General features: G+C 58.5%; 15 protein-coding genes, 1 tRNA gene and 1 pseudogene. 4 read left to right on the top strand and 13 right to left on the bottom strand.

The annotated features are described in order from the left end of the window. Window positions 1–90: 90 nt before the first annotated feature. Window positions 91–1,509, bottom strand: coding sequence for a hypothetical protein (locus ACS3QZ_RS04245; RefSeq protein WP_456036712.1), 1,419 nt, complete (start codon window positions 1,507–1,509; stop codon window positions 91–93). Between the two features lie 28 nt (window positions 1,510–1,537). On the opposite strand from ACS3QZ_RS04245, the gene ACS3QZ_RS04240 reads away from it, so the two are divergent. From ACS3QZ_RS04240 to ACS3QZ_RS04230, 3 genes are read left to right on the top strand one after another with little or no spacing between them, the layout of a single operon-like run. Further along, window positions 1,538–2,323 carry a copper chaperone PCu(A)C gene (locus ACS3QZ_RS04240; RefSeq protein WP_456036711.1) on the top strand — a complete coding sequence of 262 codons (786 nt, stop codon included), beginning with the start codon at window positions 1,538–1,540 and terminating at the stop codon, window positions 2,321–2,323. A 60-nt stretch (window positions 2,324–2,383) separates the two neighbouring features. After that, entirely contained in the window at window positions 2,384–4,441 is a 2,058-nt protein-coding gene (locus ACS3QZ_RS04235; protein WP_456036710.1) for a hydantoinase/oxoprolinase family protein, read from the top strand. After that, a complete protein-coding gene (locus ACS3QZ_RS04230) occupies window positions 4,438–6,180 on the top strand; it encodes a hydantoinase B/oxoprolinase family protein (protein WP_456036709.1) in 1,743 nt (580 codons plus the stop codon). Before ACS3QZ_RS04235 ends, ACS3QZ_RS04230 begins: the two co-directional genes overlap by 4 nt. On the opposite strand, the gene ACS3QZ_RS04225 is transcribed toward ACS3QZ_RS04230, so the two are convergent. After that, on the bottom strand, window positions 6,177–7,391 hold the full coding sequence (locus ACS3QZ_RS04225) for an acyl-CoA dehydrogenase (RefSeq protein ID WP_456036708.1): 1,215 nt from the start codon (window positions 7,389–7,391) through the stop codon (window positions 6,177–6,179). The genes ACS3QZ_RS04230 and ACS3QZ_RS04225 overlap by 4 nt on opposite strands. Before the next feature lie 311 nt (window positions 7,392–7,702). On the opposite strand from ACS3QZ_RS04225, the gene ACS3QZ_RS04220 reads away from it, so the two are divergent. Then, window positions 7,703–8,818: a CaiB/BaiF CoA transferase family protein gene (locus ACS3QZ_RS04220; protein ID WP_456036707.1), complete on the top strand. Its 1,116-nt coding sequence runs from the start codon at window positions 7,703–7,705 to the stop codon at window positions 8,816–8,818. 39 nt (window positions 8,819–8,857) lie between these two features. Here the strand turns inward: ACS3QZ_RS04220 and ACS3QZ_RS04215 are convergent. The 11 genes and pseudogenes from ACS3QZ_RS04215 to ACS3QZ_RS04165 all read right to left on the bottom strand — a co-directional run bounded on the left by ACS3QZ_RS04215 (window position 8,858) and on the right by ACS3QZ_RS04165 (window position 20,846). Continuing rightward, a pseudogene (locus ACS3QZ_RS04215) lies at window positions 8,858–9,992 on the bottom strand (ABC transporter substrate-binding protein). Window positions 9,993–10,214: 222 nt separating this feature from the next. Continuing rightward, window positions 10,215–10,304: transfer RNA gene (locus tag ACS3QZ_RS04210), tRNA-Ser, on the bottom strand. 287 nt (window positions 10,305–10,591) lie between these two features. Beyond that, window positions 10,592–11,311, bottom strand: a complete 720-nt coding sequence (locus ACS3QZ_RS04205; protein ID WP_456036706.1) for an alanyl-tRNA editing protein — start codon at window positions 11,309–11,311, stop codon at window positions 10,592–10,594. After that, complete coding sequence (locus tag ACS3QZ_RS04200; protein WP_456036705.1) at window positions 11,308–13,734, bottom strand: DUF3772 domain-containing protein; 2,427 nt, start codon at window positions 13,732–13,734, stop codon at window positions 11,308–11,310. Before ACS3QZ_RS04200 ends, ACS3QZ_RS04205 begins: the two co-directional genes overlap by 4 nt. Before the next feature lie 7 nt (window positions 13,735–13,741). After that, window positions 13,742–14,779, bottom strand: a complete 1,038-nt coding sequence (locus ACS3QZ_RS04195) for a cysteine synthase A (protein ID WP_456036704.1) — start codon at window positions 14,777–14,779, stop codon at window positions 13,742–13,744. A gap of 54 nt (window positions 14,780–14,833) precedes the next feature. After that, entirely contained in the window at window positions 14,834–15,958 is a 1,125-nt protein-coding gene (locus ACS3QZ_RS04190) for an NUDIX domain-containing protein (RefSeq protein ID WP_456036703.1), read from the bottom strand. Window positions 15,959–15,962: 4 nt separating this feature from the next. Continuing rightward, on the bottom strand, window positions 15,963–16,403 hold the full coding sequence (locus ACS3QZ_RS04185; RefSeq protein WP_456036702.1) for a TrgA family protein: 441 nt from the start codon (window positions 16,401–16,403) through the stop codon (window positions 15,963–15,965). After that, window positions 16,403–17,611 carry a class I SAM-dependent methyltransferase gene (locus ACS3QZ_RS04180; RefSeq protein WP_456036701.1) on the bottom strand — a complete coding sequence of 403 codons (1,209 nt, stop codon included), beginning with the start codon at window positions 17,609–17,611 and terminating at the stop codon, window positions 16,403–16,405. The genes ACS3QZ_RS04185 and ACS3QZ_RS04180 overlap by 1 nt, the downstream gene beginning before the upstream one ends. 64 nt (window positions 17,612–17,675) lie before the next feature. Beyond that, the gene (locus tag ACS3QZ_RS04175) at window positions 17,676–19,094 is read right to left on the bottom strand and encodes a cryptochrome/photolyase family protein (RefSeq protein ID WP_456036700.1); all 1,419 of its coding nucleotides are present in this window, start codon (window positions 19,092–19,094) and stop codon (window positions 17,676–17,678) included. Window positions 19,095–19,142: 48 nt separating this feature from the next. Beyond that, complete coding sequence (locus ACS3QZ_RS04170) at window positions 19,143–20,363, bottom strand: aminotransferase class V-fold PLP-dependent enzyme (protein WP_456036699.1); 1,221 nt, start codon at window positions 20,361–20,363, stop codon at window positions 19,143–19,145. 63 nt (window positions 20,364–20,426) lie between these two features. After that, window positions 20,427–20,846, bottom strand: a complete 420-nt coding sequence (locus tag ACS3QZ_RS04165; protein WP_456039303.1) for an HIT family protein — start codon at window positions 20,844–20,846, stop codon at window positions 20,427–20,429. Window positions 20,847–20,901: the final 55 nt, after the last annotated feature.

Here is a 20,901-nt window from a genome sequence, read left to right as displayed (position 1 = left end):
TCGGCATCAAATTTCGGACCGTTACCCGGACTCGTTATACTTGTTAGAGTGCAAACGAACCGGCGTTCTGTCTAGAGGGATGGCCTTTTTTCAAAACCCGCGGGGCGATGCAAGCAGCCAAAGTCCAAAAAATGTATAAAAAATCATGAACATGGCAAGTGGCGCCTGTGAGAGTGCCGCGCGCCGATTGCTGCCGAAATGCTGCAACGCGACCGCATGGGCAAGCAGTACAGCCAGGATGTGACCCAAAACAACCGCCCCCGCCTGTGTCAACCAAAGCACTCGCACGCTGTCATGCGTGTTGAAGAACCCGGTCGTGACGTAGAACGTGCCAAGGCCAAGGTAATCCGCTCCGTTGGCCATCGGATCGGATGCCGCCGCCAATGCGTATTGTGCATCCACAAGGAAGCTCGTGAAGTAATGGGCAAAGTGATAGCCGAGGGCGATCGGCAAGATCGTGGGGGCGAACAGGCAAAACGCGGTTCCAAGCGATAGGTCCGCCTTGGCAAGCCGCAAACCAAGCCAGACCGCACCCGCAAAAACCGATATCAGAAGCCCATTGGCGACCCCGAGGCCGATCAGGTTCTGGGCAATCACTGCCGAACGACCGGGATACTCCAACGGGTTGATCCCAATCAGGTCCAGCCACCAGAACGTCTCGTTCAACCCGTCAAAGCTGCCACTGCCAAGGATGACGAGCATGAAAACCGCCAACCAGGGTGCGGCCTTGCGCATTCGCAATACCTGCCAACCATTGAGCCCAAGGCGTAACCGCCCGCCGATGCGCCCGAATACACCCAAGCGGGCATAGAGGCGCAGAAACACCGTGAACCCCTCGCCCCGATGAAGCCAGCGCGGCCCGAAGGCAAGTATAGCCAGAAAGCTGAACAGCCAATAGCCGCCAACATACCCCGCCAGTCGCGCGGGATCCGCAGGCGCCGGATCGGCAAGCAGAACCGCAACGAACAGCAAAAAGATCAACACGGCGGGACTGTGCCCCAACCTGGAGGGCAACGACAGAAACGGCTTTATTCCCAATATCTTGCGCGCAAGAGCCACCGGCCCCGTCCACGGGTTGATCCATCTCCAGAGGTTACCAAACATGCCTTGAAGAAACACGAATGCAATCCACCACAGCGACCAGATCGTCAGCGGCAAAGGGTTCGCCAAGGGATCGCGTGGGCCTGTCTTGCCAACATGCACCAACCAGAACAGGAACAGGCAGACAAGCGTGCTCGTAATAAGTGGCGCCAACGACCCCCGCGTCCTCGACATGGGAACAGAAGAAAACATCGGAGACAGCACGCGTTCCGGCAAGAGGGCCAGAAGCAAGACGGTCAGCGCAACACTGGCCGCCCCGGAAAAAATGTAGACATCGGTGGGGAGCAGCAGCACGAATCCCCCTTCCGAGGCATGTGCCTGCGCAAGGCTGGGAAGGGCCAGCGCGATCAAGAAGGTGGCAAATGGCGTCGCGGACTTGATCCGCAGAATGGCATGGGGGATCATCATGGCGCGATCATAGCGTCGGAGCATCTGGATGAAAGCCACAAACACTTTACGATTTGTTCTCGCAGCGCTGATGCTCATCGCCGTGGCAATCTGGCAATTTGTCCCGCGAACTTCCCATGAAATCCTGATCTCCGATGCCGTTGCGGCACCGATAGACGGGGACCCGGGCGCTATTGGCGTGTTTTTGAAGCTGACCAACACGGGCGGGCCGGATCGGCTTGTTGGTGCATCCTCCGAGGTCGCCGCGACAACGCGGATCGAGGGCCCAATGCCAACCTTGGCGATTCCTTCGGCTAGCACCCCGTCGCTCTCGGGAGACGGCGCGTTCCTGTATTTGTCTGATATCAATGGTCATTTGGACGACGGGCGCACCCTACCCGTGACGCTGAAATTCGAGAAGGCTGGCGATATCACGACCCGGGCACGGCTTGTCGCGCCCAAAACCAAAGGCGCAGCGGCATCCTTTGGCCTTTTTGGCATCGGCGATATCTGCCAGGTCGGCGACGGAGAACCAGCACCAAAAATCGCTTTGCACGTGAACCACACGGCGCAAGGCTGGGAGGTTGGTGTCATCTCAAGCGACTTCGAATTTACCCGTGATCTGGTCGACGGCCCGCATGTACCGGGCACCGGGCATGGCCATCTCTATCTGGACGGTCTCAAGATTCAGCGGCTCTATGCACCGTCCGCGTCGCTCGGGGTTTTGCCCGCGGGAAGTTACGAAATCCGAGTCACGCTCAACACGAACGATCACCGCGCCTATGTTCTGGACGATGTGCCCGTAACTGCAACAGCGCGACTCACCGTGGATTGACAGGTGGCGTGACCTGCGCACATCATTCGTATACAAACAAGTTTTCTATCGGAGGGCCGGATGGGCGAATCTTCGCGGGCCGTTGTTGGCGTCGATGTTGGCGGTACTTTCACGGATCTCGTTGCACTGGATCAGACCACCGGGCAAGTGAAGCTCGCCAAGGTGCCCAGCACGCTGGACAATCAGGCCTTTGGGGTGTTGAACGCGCTGAAGGCGGCAGAATGCGACCTCGCCGCGCTTGACCTGATCGTGCATGGCACCACCACCACGACCAACGCTGTGCTGGAGCGAAAGCTTGCCAAAACCGGTCTCATTACGACGGCCGGTTTCCGCGACATCCTTGAACTCGGCCGACGCACCCGACCGCAGCCCTATGGAATGAAGGGGGAGTTTCAGCCACTGATCCCACGCGATCTGCGACTTGAGGTACCAGAGCGGATGGATTTTGACGGACAGGTTGTGACCCCGCTCGACGAAAATGCAGTGCGCGATGCGGGGCGGCGACTCCTTGACTTGGGCTGTGAATCCGTCGTGATTCACTACCTTCATGCCTATGCCAATCCCGATCACGAACGGCGCAGCGCCGACATCCTGCGCACCTTCTGGCCCAATGACCACATCACGATGGGGCATGCGCTCTTGTCGGAAAGCCGCGAATTCGAACGCGGCGTGACTGCGGCCGCCAATGCAGCTGTGCAACCCCTGCTCGACCGCTACATCCGCCGCCTTGTCTCGGAACTGGGCGCCAATGGATATGACGGGGACGTGCTCGTCATGAATGGCAATGGCGGGATGGTCAGCTCTTCCCGCGTGGCCTTGGAGGCCGCAAAGACAGTGATGTCTGGCCCGGCCTCGGGCGTCATGGCCGCTGCCTATGTCGGACGCAAAGCGGGGCAAGGCAACCTGATCACCTATGACATGGGTGGAACGTCAACCGACGTCGCCTTGATCCGAAATGCCGAACCTTCGGTCTCGAACGAGATCGAGGTCGAGTACGCCATGCCGATCCATGTGCCCATGGTCGATGTCCGCACGGTAGGTGCCGGGGGTGGCTCGATCGCGCGCGTAAACCCGGCAGGCCTTCTCGAAGTCGGCCCTGAAAGCGCGGGCGCCACGCCCGGCCCGATCTGTTATGGGCTGGGCGGCACGGAACCCACCATTTCCGATGCCAATCTGCTGCTCGGCCGACTGGACCCTGCACGCCTCAATTCCGTCAAGGGCGGCATAACGCTTGAACAGGTAGAGAACATCTTTGCCGAGCGGTTGGGAAGCAAACTCGCGCTCTCCCCGACGGAAGCCGCCGAAGCCGTCATCCGGATTGCCAACACCAAGATGGCGGGGGCAATCCGCATGGTGTCGATTTCGCTCGGGGCCGATCCTCGCGATTTTGCGTTGTTTGCTTTTGGGGGCGCGGGGCCATTGCATGCTTGTGCCCTTGCGCGCGAACTTGGCATTCCTCGCGTTTTGATCCCGTCTCGCCCGGGTATCACCAACGCCATTGGTTGTGTGGTGGCCGATTTGCGACATGATTTCGTGCGCACCATCAACACGCCGCTCAACGCTCTGGAAACTGCCCGCCTGCACGGCATCTTCGAGGATCAGGCCAAACAGGGCGAACGGCTCATTGCCAAAGAAAACATCGCCATCTCCGAAGTGCGCCACCTTTATTCGGTCGATATGCAGTTTGTCGGTCAAACGCATCTTCTTCGGGTACCGCTCGAACGCCCCGATATCGACCTAGACACTCTACAATCCCTGTTCGAAACCGCGTATTTCGACCGCTTCCATGTGGCTCTCGACAATATCCGCGCCAATGTCGTCAACGTGAACTGCTCGGTCATCGGCACCCGCGCCGCGCTTGACTTGTCGGTGCTCCTGAACCCGATTTTGCGAAAATCCACGCTGGACGAGGCGCAAATCGGCACCCGTCCTGTGTTTTTCGCAGGGACATGGGTGAATACACCTATCTTCCAACGCGAACACTTGCCCATCGGCTTTGCCCTCGACGGCCCCGCCATCCTTCAGCAGATGGATACGACCATCCTCATTGAACCGGGCGACCACGCCCAGGGCGACGGGGATGGCAATATCGTCGTTCGGATCGGAGACATCTCATGAGCCTTGATCCCATCACCCTCACCGTCATTCAGGCCGGTCTGCAGCAGGTCTGCGATGAGATGGACCTCAGCTTTTCCCGCGCCGCCTTTTCCCCTGTGATCGCCGAAGCCAATGACCGCTCGGACGGGATCTATGCGGCCGAGGACGGCGCCTTGATCGCACAGGGGGCCGGTGGCCTTCCGGTGTTTGTTGGCACGATGCAATATTCCACCCGCACTCTGATCCGGATGATCGACGAGGGCAAAGCCGCAAAGCCCAAGCCCGGCGACATCTATATCGTCAACGACCCCTATCTTGGGGGCACGCATCTTATGGATGTGCGATTTGCCCGCCCGTTTTACCGCAATGGCAAGCTCTTTTGCTGGCTTTCCAACACGGGGCACTGGCCGGACACCGGCGGTGTCGTGCCCGGTGGTTTCTCTGCCTCGGCAACAGCAGTCGAACAAGAAGGGCTGCGCCTGCCCCCGGTGCGATTGTTCAAAGAGGGCGTGCTGGACGAAGAGATCTTCGCGATCATCTCCTCCAACATAAGGGTGGCCGACCAGAGGATCGGAGACGTCAAGGCACAGGCGGCAGCCCTTCTGGTAGGGGAAAAGCGCCTCAACGAGCTGCTCGATCGCTACGGGGATGACGCCGTTTCCGAGGCGATCTCTGAACTGCGGAAACGCGCCGCGCTTCAGATGCGCGCCTTCATCTCCGACATCCCGGACGGGCATTACACCTCTTCCGCATGGATCGACAGCGATGGTGTGATCAATGAGCCACTCGAAATCCGCCTGCGAGTCACCAAGGAGGATGACTCGCTCCTCTTCGACTTTGCCGGGTCCAGCCCGCCCTGTCAGGGGCCCATGAATTCGGTACAGGCGACCACCTACAGCGCAGTCTACCTCGCCATGCGGCATATCTTTCCCGAAGTGCCGATGAGCGCCGGAGCATTTGAGCCTCTGAAAATCACCGGCATCGCGGGCACGTTCCTTGATGCACAATACCCACGCCCTGTGTCGGGCTGCGCGGCCGAGGTCTCGCAACGTATTGCCGAGGCTGTCTTTGTCGCCCTCGTACCCGCCCTGCCCGATCGTGTCACCGCGGCTCCGGCCGGCACCAGCGGCAATTTCGCACTGGGTGGTCATGATCCCCAACGTGGGCGGGATTTCGTGATGTACCAGATTTCTGGCGGTGGCTATGGCGGCAATGCCGATCACGATGGCCTGTCCAATGGTTGCTCCACCATCGGCATTTCCAAAGCCCCGCCCGTTGAAATCATGGAACAGGCTTTCCCGGTACTTTACCACCGATATGCACTACACGAAGGATCAGGCGGCGCGGGACTGCACCGTGGCGGCTTCGGACTGGACTACGAAGTCGAACTGCGCCGCGGCGCGGCCAAGGCAAGTTTCGTGATGGATCATGGCCGGTTCGGGCCTCAGGGGGTTCTCGGAGGCAAGGATGGCGGCGTGAATACTGTCACGGTTTATCGCGACGGCGCACCCTACACCCCCGAACACCTTTCCAAGGAACAGGATATTCCGCTCGGACCTGGGGATCGGGTTCATGTCCGTACGCCGGGCGGCGGCGGCTATGGCGACCCGTTTGAAAGATCGGTTGACGATGTTCGAAATGATGTTCGGCTGGGCCGCTACACCCCCGAACAGGCCCGCGACCTGTTCGGAGTTGATTTCACGGGATCACCGCCCGAGGTGGACAGCCGGGCCACGGCCCGGCTGCGCGGCAAGGCTTAAGCAAACGCCTGCAGACCGGTCTGTGCGCGCCCCAAGATGAGGGCGTGGACGTCGTGGGTGCCTTCGTAGGTGTTCACGGTCTCCAGGTTGACCATGTGACGGATCACGTGGAAATCAAGGCTGATGCCATTGCCGCCATGCATGTCGCGCGCGTGGCGGGCGATTTCCAGCGCCTTGCCGCAGTTGTTGCGCTTGATGATCGACACCATTTCCGGCGCAGCGTTGGCCTCGTCCATCAGCCGGCCCACCCGTAGCGCCGCCTGCAGGCCCAGCGAGATCTCGGTCTGCATGTTGGCTAGTTTGAGCTGGAACAGCTGCGTCTGCGCCAGCGGCTTGTTGAACTGCTTGCGATCCAGCCCGTATTGACGCGCCGCGTGCCAGCAGAACTCGGCCGCGCCCATCGCACCCCAGGCAATGCCATAGCGCGCCCGGTTCAGACAGCCGAACGGCCCCTTCAGCCCCTCGACATTGGGCAAGAGCGCATCGTCGCCCACCGCGACATTGTCCATCACGATCTCGCCCGTGATCGAGGCCCGCAACGAGGCCTTGTTCTCGATCTTGGGCGCGCTCAGACCCTTGGCGCCCTTCTCGAGCACGAAGCCGCGGATCTTGCCGCCATGCGCGTCGGATTTGGCCCAGACCACGAACACATCCGCGATCGGCGCGTTGGAAATCCACATCTTCGAGCCGTTCAGCACATAGCCGCCGTCGACCTTTCTGGCGGTTGTCTTCATGCTGCCCGGATCAGAGCCGGCGTCCGGCTCGGTCAGGCCGAAACAGCCGATATACTCGCCCGAGGCCAGTTTCGGCAGGTATTTCTGACGCTGCTCCTCGCTGCCATAGGCATAGATCGGGTACATCACCAGCGAGCTTTGCACCGACATCATCGAGCGGTAGCCTGAGTCAATCCGCTCAACTTCGCGCGCGACCAGGCCATAGCTCACATAGCCCGCGCCAATGCCGCCGTATTCCTCGGGGATCGTGGTGCCCAGCAGGCCCATTTCGCCCATTTCACGGAAGATCTCGGGGTCGGTCTGCTCATTCTCGAACGCCGCCGTCACGCGCGGCATCAGCTTTTCATCGCAATAGGCCTTGGCCGCATCACGGATCATCCGCTCGTCTTCAAGCAGCTGACTTTCCAACAGGAAGGGGTCTTCCCAGTTGAAGGCATTCAGGTCGGGTTTCGATTGGGGGGCGAGTTCTTTGGCCATGAAAGCCTCCTTCTTTGCCGCGCGCGGTGCGTCTCTTTGTGTCCGGGGCATCTGGCATGCGCCCCGGCAATCACCGCTTGCTTCACATGTTCACGCACCTATTGCGCATTTTTTTGAGCGCTTCTAGTTAAAAATTGCGCATCAGCTTCGAATCTGCCAAAACGTCTGCGAAACACTGAAGGAAACCCGCCCCGGATGGAAGAGCTTGACCCTGGCGCAACGCTACAGTTCCGTTCTTTCGTTCTGGCGCCTTGGCCAAGCCGAACTGAATACCCTCCATTGCCCTCTGTTAAAACCGCCAAAGGAAGCCCATGAAACCGCTCGAAGGTCTGAAAGTTGTCGAACTGGCCCGCATTCTCGCAGGCCCCTGGGTGGGCCAGTCTCTGGCCGATCTAGGTGCCGAGGTGATCAAGGTTGAAGCCCCCGAGGGCGATGACACCCGTCGTTGGGGACCGCCCTTCATTGAGCGTGACGGTGACAAAACAGCGGCGTATTTCTATTCAGCCAACCGGGGCAAACGCTCGGTCACGATTGATTTTCGCTCTCCGGAGGGACAGAAAAAGGTCCGCGACCTCGTGGCCGATGCCGACATCCTCATCGAGAATTTCAAGGTCGGGGGTTTGAAGAAATATGGGTTGGACTATGCGTCGCTGTCAGAACTCAACCCTCGCCTGATCTATTGCTCGATCACCGGCTTCGGGCAGGACGGCCCATATGCCACCCGTGCCGGGTATGATTTCATGATCCAGGGCATTTCCGGCCTGATGTCGATCACCGGAGAACCGGAGCGCCAGCCCCAGAAAGTTGGCGTTGCCGTCACCGATGTTGTCACCGGCCTCTACGGGACAATCGGCATTCTTGCCGCCGTCGAACAGCGCCACCGTTCGGGACGTGGCCAACACCTCGACATGTCCCTGCTCGATTGTGCCACTGCGCTTCTGGCCAATCAGGCCATGAACTATCTGGCAACCGGCGACAGCCCGACCCGCAAAGGCAACGCACACCCCAACATTGCGCCCTATCAGGTGGTGCCGACTTCGGACGGTCATATCATCATCGCCGTCGGCAATGACGGACAGTTTCAACGCATGTGCGACGTGCTCAAGCGCGCGGACCTTGTTGCCAACCCGAACTTTGCCAGCAACCAGTTGCGGGTTTCCAATCGTGACGATCTGACTTCCGAGATTGAGCAGGAAACCTGCAAGTTCACTTCCGCAGAATTACTCGACGCGCTTGAGGCGGCCACGGTTCCGGCTGGTCCGATCAATGCAATCGGCGACGCGCTGAACGACCCGCAGATCAAGGCCCGTGGCATGGTGATCTCTCCCGAAGGCGTGCCGGGTGTTCGTGGGCCATGGGTGTTTTCGGACGCGGAACTGGCGCTGGATCAGAGCGCACCGGTGCTGCCGCAATCGGACAGCAAATAAGCGCATCGGGGCGACATGGTCGCCCCGACATGATCTCTCTTACATTTTGCACTCGGACGCATAGGCATCCGCGTGGTTTTCCAAGCCAACCGCGATGATCTTGTTCGTAAAGATGTCGCCTTCCTGGATCACTTCACGCACATAAATGTCCTGTATCGGGTGGTGGTTGTTGCCAAAGGCAAAATCGCCGCGCACCGAGTTCGAATTCCGCCGCCTTCAGCGCTGCCCGGAACGCGTCTGCGTCTTTCACATCGGCCTTGTCCATGGCCGAGAAAAGCAGGTTCGCGGTATCAAACCCCTGACTGGCATAAAGAGACGGCAAGCGGCCATATTCGGCCTGGAAGCTTTGGACAAATGCCTTGTTTGCGGCGTTGTCGATATCCTTGTTCCACTGGCTCGTGTTCTTTACGCCGAGTGCTGCGCCACCAACAGCCTGCAGAATCCCTTGGTCAAAGCTGAAGGCTGGCCCGACAACAGGAAGATTGACACCGCTGTCCGCGTATTGCTTGAGGAAGGAAATCCCCATGCCACCGGGCAGGAAAAAGAACACGCTATCTGCCCCGCTGGCCCGGATCTGGGCGATTTCGGCGGCATAATCAGTCTGTCCAAGTTTGGTATAGACTTCGCCAGCCAGTTCCCCGCCATATAGTCGCTTGTAGCCGGTCAACGCATCCTTGCCGGCTGGGTAGTTGGGCGCGAGAATGAAACTCTTCTCATAGCCGGTGGCCTTTGCATATGCGCCCGCTGCTTCATGCAGGTTGTCGTTCTGCCATGCCACATTGAAATAGTTCGGGTGGCATCCCTTTCCGGCCAGCGCGGAAGGTCCGGCATTGGGCGACAGGTAGAACTTTCCTTGCGCAGTCGCCGCAGGGACAACCGCCATCGCAAGGTTCGACCAGATGATACCGGTCAGCACATCAACCTTTTCTGATTGGATCATCTTGTCTGCCAGTTGTACGGCGATATCCGGTTTGCGCTGATCATCTTCGATGACAAGTTCAAGATCGTTGCGGTCAGCCTGCTTGACGGCCAGCAAGAACCCGTCGCGCACGTCGATCCCAAGTCCTGCGCCCCCTCCGGACAGCGTCGTAATCATCCCGACTTTGACATCCGCCGAAACGGCAGTTGCCAGCCCCATGGCAAGGGCCGCAGTGGCCAGCCTCGAAAATAACATGTCTAGTTCTCTCCCTATTGTCTTAACCATTGGACTTTGTGCGCTGCATGGCTCCAGGGTCAAGCGATCCTTCTTGTTGAGCGCCGAGAGACGCGCGGCATCACGTCAACGTGACGCGTCAAGTCTTGCCGAAAATGCTTCAAAACAAGCCATTTTCCCGAAGAGCGTGCACTCTTAAGGTGACCTGCAAAGATCAATCTCTGGTCGGTTTTGTGAGATGAATGGCGGAGCGACAGGGATTCGAACCCTGGAGACGGTTTCCCGCCTACACACTTTCCAGGCGTGCGCCTTCGACCACTCGGCCACCGCTCCATGCTGCGCTCTTTAGCGTCCCACGACCACCATTGGCAAGGGGTCCCGGCACGAAAAACGACGCTCAGTTCGTTTCTTATGCAGCAACGTCTTCAAACGCGTTCGATGACCTTGCCACAAGACCCGCTGATCCCGTGATATTCGGGTCAGGAGACATGTACTCAATCCGCCTGCACCTATGCGCCCCAATACAGCGGTTTCTGGCGCATTGCGTAAAACCGCAGAAATTTCTATCTTTTCCATCGGCTTGGAGAGATGCGCAGGCGAATTCGCCGCGCCGGAACGGCTCAATCGTCCAACAAAATGTTTACGCGACGGTTCTGACGTCCTTTGTTCTCGATCTTGCCAAGTCGCACACGTCCAATTTCCGATGTGCGCGCAACGTGAGTCCCTCCGCAAGGTTGCAGATCAACCTGATCGACCCCCCTTCCAATCCATATGAGCCGAACGCGCCCCGCCCCCATGGGCGGCTTGACAGACATGGTCTTGACCAGCCCCGGATTGGCCTCGAGTTCCTGATCCGTGATCCAGCGTTGAGAAACTTGATAATCCTGGTCGACAAGCGCATTGAGGGCCGCCTCCAGGGCCTCCTTGCCCTCGGGAGCCTCGGGCATATCGAAATCCAGACGTCCTTTGTCCGGCCCAATCGATCCGCCGGTCACGGGAAGTGGAATAACGACCGACAACAGGTGCAACGCCGTATGCACGCGCATATGCCGATAGCGCCGCGCCCAGTCCAGTTCCTGCTGTACGACAGCCCCCACAGGGGGCAAAGCCTGTGCCGCAGCGGGAACCAACGCGATGTTGTCCCCATCAACCTTGACGGTCGTTGCCACGTCAAGACTGCCGCCGTTCCATGTCAGTTGCCCGCTGTCGCCGGGCTGACCGCCGCCGGTTGGATAGAAAATTGATCGGTCCAGAACGACCCCACCCTCGGGCGTATATGCCACAACACGGGCCTCTGCTTCCTTGAGATAGGCATCCTCACGAAACAACAACTCTGTCATCTGTTGTCCCCTTCCCCATCCGCACCGCCGTCAAAATCCTGCATATCCGGCCGCATGGTTTCGCTCACCTGGGCTGTCTCGGCAGGTTTTTCCGGATTGGTGGATTTTTTTCCGGGAACGATTGCCTCTGGATTGCGAATCCAGATGTCTCGCTGCGCAAATGGGATCTCGATCCCGGCTTCGACAAACCGACGTGCGATTTCATGATTCATCTCGGATTTGACAGATAGCATCCAATTTACGTCACGCAGGATTGCCCGGATTTCGAAATCCAGAGAATCCGCCCCGAATCCCTGGAAAACCACACTGGGAGCCGGGTTACCGAGAACCATCGGATGGGCTTCGGCAATTTCCCTTAGGATTCTCTCGACAAGCCGTGTGTCGGTACCATAGGCAACCCCTACCGGAACAATGACTCGCCCGACGGTATTGCCGCGGGTGTAGTTCGTGACAGTTCCGGAAATCAGGTCAGAGTTCGGCACGATCACGTCCGTGCGGTCAAAGGTCTCGATCCGGGTCGAACGCACCGAAATGTCGCGGACATACCCCATCTGCCCGCCAACCTCGATCCAGTCCCCTTCAGAAACCGGGCGTTCGATCAACAGGATTATGCCGCTGACAAAGTTCGACACGATGGTCTGAAGGCCAAAGCCGATCCCGACCGACAAGGCGCCGGCAAACAGCGCGACATTGCCAAGGTCGATCCCCGCCGTGTTGATCGCCACGAGGGCAGCGAGGAAAATCCCAATATACCCAAGGCCAGAGACCACTGCCGTCTGCCCCCCTGGATCGATCTTGGTCTTGGGCAGGACGGTCGACCGCATCATACCTTGTGCCAGGCGGGTCAGCCCCAGCCCGATCAGGAACACAAGGAAGAACACTGCGATCGCCTTGGGTGAAATCACCGTGTCCCCGACCCGCAAGCCGGTGGCAAGTCGCGACCAGAACTCGGTAAGATCAGAGACCCGTGCCCCCCAGATAAGGGCCAGCAAAGGCGTGGAAAGGATGACCAGCAAAGTCCCGGCAATCACCGGTGCCAAAAGCGCGTCTTCGTCATCACTGCGCCCTGCCAGAGCCGCGAAAATCTTTTTCAGCAGACGCTGCGCCACAAGCAAGAATGCAATCAACAACACGGTCTTGGTCGTGGCGAAGGCAAGAAATGCGGCCCCCCGCGTCAGTCCGACAATGCCCAACAATATGGCAAATCCCGACGCTGCTATCATGAACCGTGTGACGAACAGGATCAGTTGCGCGACAGGGGATTTGATCCCTTCCTGTACCTCCAGAACCTGACGTGCGTGAATCGAGATCAACATGGAAATCCGCACAAGGACAACCGCCGCCATGCTCGTCAGAATGAAGAACACCACCGCCTGCGTTTCCGGCGACCAGTTGTCGTATCGCGCCAGAACGCCGAGCAGCGTATTGCTGCCCAATGCAAGACCCAGCACAAAGCTTGCTGCACGCCCCCGGGCCCTTTGCCTCTCATTCAGGTGAATGGTCAAAAGCGGCGTCTCATGACGCGAAAAAAGCCTCTCCCCCAGCCACTTGGCGATAAGAATCTCGTAGGTGACAAGCGGAAGAACGGACAGAATCACGTCCCCCCTGAACCCCGGCAAGTCCGTCGCGTAAACTGCCTTGGTCATTGCAAAGATGCCAAGCATTGGCAAAATGACCTGCCCAAATGACAGCACGAAGGCAAGAATCCACATCCCAGCCGACATTTGGTCATGTACGACCCGGGCCAGTCCTTTTTGCGTCCAGTAGGTTCCCCTTGAAATCAGAACCAGTCCAATCGCCAGGAAAAACAGCATCTCGGGAAGCGATTGGCGAAGCTGCTGGCGCTGGCGCTCGTGCACCCATCCCGTAACGAACTCCGAGGCGACCAGACTGAATGTCTGGCTCACGTCATGTATCGCCTCGCTCCACAAGGCCGGGTTCACAGGTACGGGCCCCGGACTCAGAAGCAGGTTCGCCTGACGATTCCGTAACAGACTGTCCACCGCCCGAATGAGCTCTTCCGCCTCGATCCGCGCAAGTTCAGCCTGCCGCGCTGGCGCGCGCGCTTGCGCGAGCGCTTCTTCCAACCGATTACGCTGCTCGGCCACGTCCGCGGCTTCGTCCCCGCCCTCGGGCTTGGCACCGAGCCCCTGCAACTGCGCTTCCAGCGTCTGCACGGAAATGCGTCGCCGCGAGCTCTCGGACGAGAATCTTTCGCGCCATTCGACCAGCTGGTTCCGTAATGTGGCCATCGCCGCTTCACTGGCGCGATCATTTTCGATTGCCTCTTCGGCCCGAGAGGCGACGCTGGTCCATGTCGCATAATCAGGGGCAACTTGCCCCTGATCCTGTGCGATCCCCTCCCCGACACTCAGAAAAACGAGCGCGGCAAGCACCATTATCATTCTGAGCAGGGGTTTCATTTTGGCCTCACACGTCTTCAAAGACACCCGGAATGCTGGACGGACCCGTGTCCCCAAGCCATTCCGGCGCCGGCAATCCCTTTTCCCGCAGGAATGCCGGGTTGAACAGCTTGGACTGATAGCGGGTGCCATAGTCACAGAGAACGGTCACGATTGTATGACCACGCCCCATTTCCTTCGCCATCCTGATCGCGCCAGCGACGTTCACACCCGATGACCCGCCAAGGCAAAGCCCCTCGTCCTGCAGCAGGTCAAAAACGACCGGCAACGCCTCTTCATCGGGAATCTGGAAGCTCATATCAGGGGTAAACCCTTCGAGGTTGGCCGTGATACGACCCTGCCCGATACCTTCGGTAATCGACCCACCCTCGGCCTTGAACTCACCAGATGTGTAATAGCTGTACAAAGCGGCACCCATCGGATCGGCAAGACCGATCTTCACGCCCTTGGGTTGAAGCGCTTCGGCTACCCCGGCCAACGTGCCGCCCGAACCAACGGCGCAGATGAACCCATCCACCTTGCCGTCGGTCTGGCTCCAGATTTCGGGCCCAGTGGTTTCCACATGCGCCTGTCGGTTGGCGACATTGTCGAACTGGTTCGCCCAGATCGCGCCGTTTGGTTCGGTCTTGGCCAGCTCTTCCGCCAGGCGTCCTGAATAACGGACGTAATTGTTCGGGTTCTTGTAAGGGGCGGCAGGCACCTGAACCAGCTCCGCTCCGGCAAGCCGAAGCATGTCTTTCTTTTCCTGGCTTTGGGTTTCCGGGATGACGATCACCGTCTTGAACCCCATGGACGCACCAACCAGAGCAAGCCCGATGCCAGTGTTTCCGGCCGTGCCCTCCACAATTGTACCACCGGGTTTCAAAGTGCCCCGCGCCAACGCATCCCGAATGATAAACAGGGCCGCCCGGTCCTTGACCGATTGGCCGGGGTTCATGAACTCGGCCTTCCCGAGGATCTCGCACCCGGTCGCCTCGCTGGCTTTGTTCAGGCGGATCAGGGGCGTATTGCCGATTGCCTCGGCCAGGTCACGTGCAAACTGCATTCGGACGTCCTTTCAAATCTGTCTTTTCCTGTGTAGGCAACCGGTGGTGGGAACTCAAGCCGCGCCGCGCAGTCTGTCCCTGTGTCGCGCCAGCCAAAGTGCAGACAAAGCCAAAGGCGCATTCACGATCTGCATCTCATCAACTAGTCGCATCAAGTCATTGAAACTAAATATGAATGACCGAATGTCTTCGGCTTCTTCCTCAAGTCCGTTCACCCCTGCGACTTCATCCGGAAGATCGGCAATCCCGACATAGATGTCGAAATACTCCGTGCTGCACCCCGGGGACGCATAACAATGGGCCACTTCTTCCAATTTGGACAGCGTCAAACCGGCTTCTTCCATCGCTTCCCGGTGGGCGGTTTCTTCGGCCGTTTCATTGGTGTCGATCCGCCCGGCGATCGGCTCAAGTAGCCAGGGCTTTTGATCTCCGCGCGCATAAGGACCGGGGCGGAACTGTTCTACCAAAAGAACCCGATCCCGCACCGGGTCATAGGGCAGCACGATTATCGCATCTGTCGCCACAAAAACCTCGCGCCGCACCATCGCGCTCGTCGAGCCATCATAGCGTTTGAAGGCCAGATCGTATTCTTCCAATGTGTAGAACTCTGCAAATGGCCTTGCGACATGTACATCGCTCACATCCGCGCGCACCATTCCGCCGGGACTGTAGCCCAGATCGCAATTGCTGGCATTAACCTTGGCTGTTGCCCTTGCCTGAATCATGGATAGCATCTGGTCGACCTGCTCACGGCTGCGCTGGCCGAAATAGCTCATCTCCTCCTGTGCGCCGTAGACGGACCAGTCCCCAAAATGTTCAATCCAATTATCAAGCGACCAAGGGCCATTTGCGGTCCAAACGCCTGGCTCAGGAAAAAAAACCTGCGCTTCTAGCGTTTGCCCGTCGGCCGTAACCGTCATCTCCGCGAGATCATAGTCGAAACCGCCTTCGTAGAACTCCATCCGCGCGACATCGTCCTGTGCAAGACCACGCACGAGAATACCCTCAGCACTGTGTCCCCCCTTCCGGATCATCGGAAATACTTCACCTTCCACGGCGCAAACCTCGTGTCCGGCAAGTGTAGCCTGTGTGACATCGAGGTCTGCTGCGTCACGCCCCAAAACGGCAGACAGCAAGGGCACGTGTCGCAACGTGCCGTACAAAAACAAAGACTTCATTAAATTATCTCCAGCGCCGATAGGCGAATTCCGTAATGAGACCCGACAGGACGGCACCGACGACCAAAGCAGTGATTACCTTGGTATCCAGCAGGGTGAAACTATAATCTGCGGCAAGGGAAACGATGTCCTGAATGGCCGTGATCGGATCCTGATAGCGCCTGTTCAGAGAGCGATCCAGCATCTCGATGGCGCCGAACAACAGCAAACCAGCAATCACCATCGTGATCACCCCCGTGATACCATTGTTGATGGCCATCGTAGTGCCCTTTCCGGCACGGGGCCCCATGATTTTCCAACCAACCCACACACCAAGTCCCGCGCTGATCAGCGTGAAATGTCCAAAGTTGAACCCTTCGGGCATTTGCGGCTTGATGAGCTCGGACACTACTGCTCCAAGAATGGCAAGGCAGAGTGCGGCGACCAGGTTGTTGGCTGTAGGCATCAATTCGGTCTGGATATCGTGATTTGCGTTACGTCACAACTTCCACTGTGAAACGCCGCAGCGCAAGAGGTCAGATAGAAATTCCACATGCGGCGGAACCGTTCGTCAAATCCCATGTGTTGAATATCATCCCATCTGTCGTTGAAGGTTTCATACCATCGCCGAAGCGTCTGGCTGTAGCTTTCACCGAACTCGACCGATTTCACCACGTTCATGCCCGCATTTTTCACCTCTTGTCGAAGTGCGCTTGGACTGGGTAACATGCCTCCCGGGAAGATATATTTCTGTATGAAATCAACACCTTTCCGGTATGCGTCAAAGCGCTCGTCTCTGATCGTAATGATCTGTAGCGTCGCCTGCCGCCCAGGCTTCAAGCGGTCCCGCACCGTTTGGAAATAGACCGGCCAGTATTTTTCGCCAACCGCTTCAAACATCTCGATGCTGGCAATCCCGTCATATTGACCCGTCTCATCGCGGTAATCCTGAAGCTTGAACTCGACCATGTTGGAAAGGCCCGCCTTTTCAATGCGTTCCTGGGCATACTTCAACTGCTCTTCCGAAATGGTCAACCCGGTAACTTTGAGCCCTCGCTCCCTTGCGGCATATTCCGCGAAACCACCCCATCCGCACCCGATTTCAAGCACATGATCCCCCGGTTGTGCCCCCATCTGATCCACCATGGATGCGTATTTCGCGGTTTGCGCTGCCTCCATGCTTTCCTGCCCAGTCTCAAACAGGGCCGAGGAATAAGTCATCGTGTCGTCCAACCAAAGCGCGTAGAACTCGTTTCCCAGATCGTAATGGAACGAAATGTTCTTGCGCGCCTGCCGCTTGGTGTTGGAGTTCATCCAGTGGCGAAGCTTTTCAAAGGCCCGGACAAAGAACATGCCCGGAAACCCGTCATAGAGTTCGTCATTGTCAGTCCGAAGGAAATCGCAGAACGCCTGAAGGTCCGGCGTGCTCCACCAGCCTTCGATGTAGGCATCACAGAAACCAAGCTCACCTTCTCGCATCAGGCGCGCAAATGTATCGCCATTGTGCACGTGCAATTCGCAGACCGGTCCCGGATTTGGTCCCTCGGCGCGAAATTTGCGCCCATCCGGCATCACAAAATCAATTCGCCCGTGATTGATCTTGGTCGCCATTTCGAAAACGGCGGGGAAATACCTGGGCAAATCGTTCTGGTTCTTGGTGGTGGTCAGGTACATCCGCTTCCTCCCATGCGCGGTTTGGTCTCAAGGCTAGGCGCTAATTTGCCGGATCGGCAAGAATTTATTGCGATTTGAAGTTTTCATAGGCGGCAAGTGCCGCCGCGCGCCCTTCTTTCAGGCCCACAATCGGCACCTTGGGGGCTTCGAGTGAATCAAGGAGCCAGCTCCGTGGCGCCGCCTCGAAGAACTGCAAGGCGGATTCTGTCGGATTTCCATAGGGTTCAGCAAGCCACCTGCGCCGATACTGTTCCTTGGGGTCGAACTTGTCCGCCTGGGTGTCCGGGTTGTAAATCCGGAAATAGGGTGCCGCATCCGGCCCAGATCCGGCCACCCATTGCCATCCCATCGCGTTCGATGCTACGTCCCAGTCCACGAGACAAGCCTCGAACCAGGCAAGTCCCAAGCGCCAGTGAACCCCAAGGTGTTTCGTTAGGTAACTCGCCGCGACCATACGTGCCCGGTTGTGCATTTTCCCGGTCACATACATTTCGCGCATGGCCGCGTCGACAATCGCCACACCGGTCCGTCCTTGGCACCAGGCCAGAAAATTGGGATCAGAACTGTCTTCGATCCATGGAAACGCGTCCCATTCGCGGCGCCAATTGTCTTGCGCCAAGTTCGGGAAATGCCACATCAGGTGCCACGCAAATTCTCGCCAGACCAGTTCCTTCAGGAAATGCTCCGCCCCCTGCGCGCCTTCTTGCATGGCGCGCTGTGCCGCGTGCCAGCATTGCGCCGGGCTGATCTCGCCCAGGCTGAGCGCATCGGAGAGTTCCGACGTGACAGCCCGGTCGAGGAAATCACGCTCTGCCTTGTACGCATCGATTCGCTCGTCGATGAATCGGTTCAGCTTTCCGAGAGCCGCCCGCTCTCCGGCCTGCACATGTTCGGCCACAATCGCCCGACCCCGGTGCATGTCCCGTGACAGGTGCCAGTCTTCCGGCTGGTCCGATGACGCCCCCCTGTCCGACCCGACTAGCTCGGGAACTGGCAACACATCCGGAACTTCCCGGGCCCGCACGGCTTTCCAGAAAGGGGTATAGACCCGATACGGCCCGCCCTGCCCGGTCTCGACCGTCCAGGGTTCGAACAAAAGCGTTCCGGCAAAACTCCGGGCGTCGATGCCATCCTTGCTCAGCGCAGCCTTGATCTCCGTGTCAATCGCGACCCCATCCGCATCATAGCGGCGGCTCCAGAACACGGCAGTTGCCCCGGTCTTGGAAATCACCTCTCTCAATACTCTTTGAGGGTCGCCGCGGCGCAACACCAACGAAATCCCCTGCGCTTCAAGATCCGAGGCCAAAGCCTTCAACGACATCTCAAGGCGCATTTTCGGAGCTGCCCCAAGCGCTTCTACGGATGCGTCATGTATGAACAACGGCACAATCGTGCCACGCTCCGCCGCCGCGCTCAGCGCGCGGTGATCTTCCAGCCGCAGATCACGCCTGAACCAAAGGATGGTCGTGTGCTCGGTCCCCATGGTGCCCCCGTAATTTTTCAATTGATACGGGGGCTTCTGGGCATTGGATCACAAAACAGCTTCCAGCGCGTTCAAAAGCTGGTCGACCTCTTCTTGTGACGTGTAATGTACGAAACTGACCCGCAGGACCCCTTTGTCCATATCAACCTTCTGCGCTTCGAGCGCACGGTTGGCATAGAAATCGCCGCCGCCGGCCATAACCCCATGATCCGCCAGATTAGCCGCGAGCTCTTCTCCCGGCACATTGGCCGCGATTGTCACGGTTGGCGCGCGCTTTTCTGCCTCGGACGGACCGATAAGACGCACGGAATTTCGGGACTGCACATAATCAAGAACCGGCTGCAACAACGCGGTCTCATGTGCGCGCATGAGGTCATGCACAGCAGCCCCGGTTGCGGCCGTTGTTTCACCAAGAACGCCGTGATGAGCCGCCAGCGCCTCGGCATAGTCCACCATCCCCGCACAAGCGGCGACCTGGGCGTGATCCGGACCAGCCGGGGTGAACCGTTTGTAAAGCACATCCGCATTGAAGTAGTGCGCCTGATTGGGTAGGAGCATGCCAAGGTTCCGGCGGATCACCATGACGCCTTGATGCGGGCCATAGGTCTTGTAGGCGGAAAACAGGTAGATGTCGGGCCCTAGCGCACCAACATCCGGCAAACCGTGCGGCGCGTAACTCACGCCATCGACACAAACAAACGCACCTGCCGCATGCGCAAGGGCCGCAATCTCACCCACCGGGTTGATTTCTCCGACGACGTTCGAACAATGCGGAAAACAGACCAGCCTGACCCGGTCGTCCAGCAGGTCGGACAGATGCTCGGGATTGAGATGCCCGGTTTCGGGGTCAATCTTCCACTCCCGCACCTCGATACCGTCCTCTGCCAACCGTCGCCATGGACCGGTATTGGCCTCGTGATCCTGATTGGTCACGATGATCGCGTCACCCGGATCCATCCATTTGCGAAAGGCCTGCGCCAATACATAAGTGTTCTGGGTCGTCGAAGGACCAAAGCTGACTTCGTCGGTCTCGACACCCAGCATCGCCGACAGACGCGCACGGGATTCATCCATCTCCGCCCCGGCCAGCTCTGACGCCTGATAAGGCGCATAGGGCTGCACCTTGCGCTGGGTATAGAACCGGGTTAGCCGCTTGATCACCTGCCCACAGGTATAACTGCCCCCAGCATTCTCAAAAAACGCCTGCCCCTCAAGGGACGGTTCGGAAAATGCCGGAAACTGTTTCCGGACAAAATCGACATCCAACATGACTCACCTCTCGCTTTCGCGGTGAGAAAATCGGCCCCGCCGCAGAAGGTCAAGCCCGCGCGATCACGCCAGCGCCGCCCGGATCTTGTCCGCATGCAGTTTCAGAACGTCGAAATCCGCCATTTGGCCCGGCGGGCGCAGCTTCACACCCTCATGGCGCGGCAGGATGTGGAAATGCAGGTGATATACCTCCTGCCCGCCCGCCGGTTCGTTGAATTGCTGCAGGGTGACGCCCTCGGCCCCAAATGCCTCTAGGCACGCATGGCTTACCTTTTGCACCGTTTTCATACAGGCCAACAGCTGTTCGGGCGACGCATCCAGCATGTTCCGGCAGGGCGTTTTCGGGATCACCAGACAATGCCCGTCGGCACGCGGCATGATATCCATGAACACGAAAGTGTCCGCGTCTTCATACAGCTTTTCGCTTGGGATTTCACCGCGCAGGATCTTGGCAAAGATATTGTCGTTGTCATAAGCCATCAGGACACCTTTCTGTCGCGCTGAAATTCTGTGAACCGGGGGCAAGCTGCCCGTGTAT

The sequence above is a fragment of the Shimia sp. W99 genome (assembly GCF_053851455.3).
This window is presented reverse-complemented; position numbering and strand designations above follow the sequence as displayed.

What these genes read in the sequence shown, in the direction of transcription:
- ACS3QZ_RS04245 (WP_456036712.1), bottom strand. Translation starts at nt 1,509, where the DNA reads ATGATGATCCCCCATGCCATTCTGCGGATCAAGTCCGCGACGCCATTT.
- ACS3QZ_RS04240 (WP_456036711.1), top strand. Translation starts at nt 1,538, where the DNA reads ATGAAAGCCACAAACACTTTACGATTTGTTCTCGCAGCGCTGATGCTC.
- ACS3QZ_RS04235 (WP_456036710.1), top strand. Translation starts at nt 2,384, where the DNA reads ATGGGCGAATCTTCGCGGGCCGTTGTTGGCGTCGATGTTGGCGGTACT.
- ACS3QZ_RS04230 (WP_456036709.1), top strand. Translation starts at nt 4,438, where the DNA reads ATGAGCCTTGATCCCATCACCCTCACCGTCATTCAGGCCGGTCTGCAG.
- ACS3QZ_RS04225 (WP_456036708.1), bottom strand. Translation starts at nt 7,391, where the DNA reads ATGGCCAAAGAACTCGCCCCCCAATCGAAACCCGACCTGAATGCCTTC.
- ACS3QZ_RS04220 (WP_456036707.1), top strand. Translation starts at nt 7,703, where the DNA reads ATGAAACCGCTCGAAGGTCTGAAAGTTGTCGAACTGGCCCGCATTCTC.
- ACS3QZ_RS04205 (WP_456036706.1), bottom strand. Translation starts at nt 11,311, where the DNA reads ATGACAGAGTTGTTGTTTCGTGAGGATGCCTATCTCAAGGAAGCAGAG.
- ACS3QZ_RS04200 (WP_456036705.1), bottom strand. Translation starts at nt 13,734, where the DNA reads ATGAAACCCCTGCTCAGAATGATAATGGTGCTTGCCGCGCTCGTTTTT.
- ACS3QZ_RS04195 (WP_456036704.1), bottom strand. Translation starts at nt 14,779, where the DNA reads ATGCAGTTTGCACGTGACCTGGCCGAGGCAATCGGCAATACGCCCCTG.
- ACS3QZ_RS04190 (WP_456036703.1), bottom strand. Translation starts at nt 15,958, where the DNA reads ATGAAGTCTTTGTTTTTGTACGGCACGTTGCGACACGTGCCCTTGCTG.
- ACS3QZ_RS04185 (WP_456036702.1), bottom strand. Translation starts at nt 16,403, where the DNA reads ATGCCTACAGCCAACAACCTGGTCGCCGCACTCTGCCTTGCCATTCTT.
- ACS3QZ_RS04180 (WP_456036701.1), bottom strand. Translation starts at nt 17,611, where the DNA reads ATGTACCTGACCACCACCAAGAACCAGAACGATTTGCCCAGGTATTTC.
- ACS3QZ_RS04175 (WP_456036700.1), bottom strand. Translation starts at nt 19,094, where the DNA reads ATGGGGACCGAGCACACGACCATCCTTTGGTTCAGGCGTGATCTGCGG.
- ACS3QZ_RS04170 (WP_456036699.1), bottom strand. Translation starts at nt 20,363, where the DNA reads ATGTTGGATGTCGATTTTGTCCGGAAACAGTTTCCGGCATTTTCCGAA.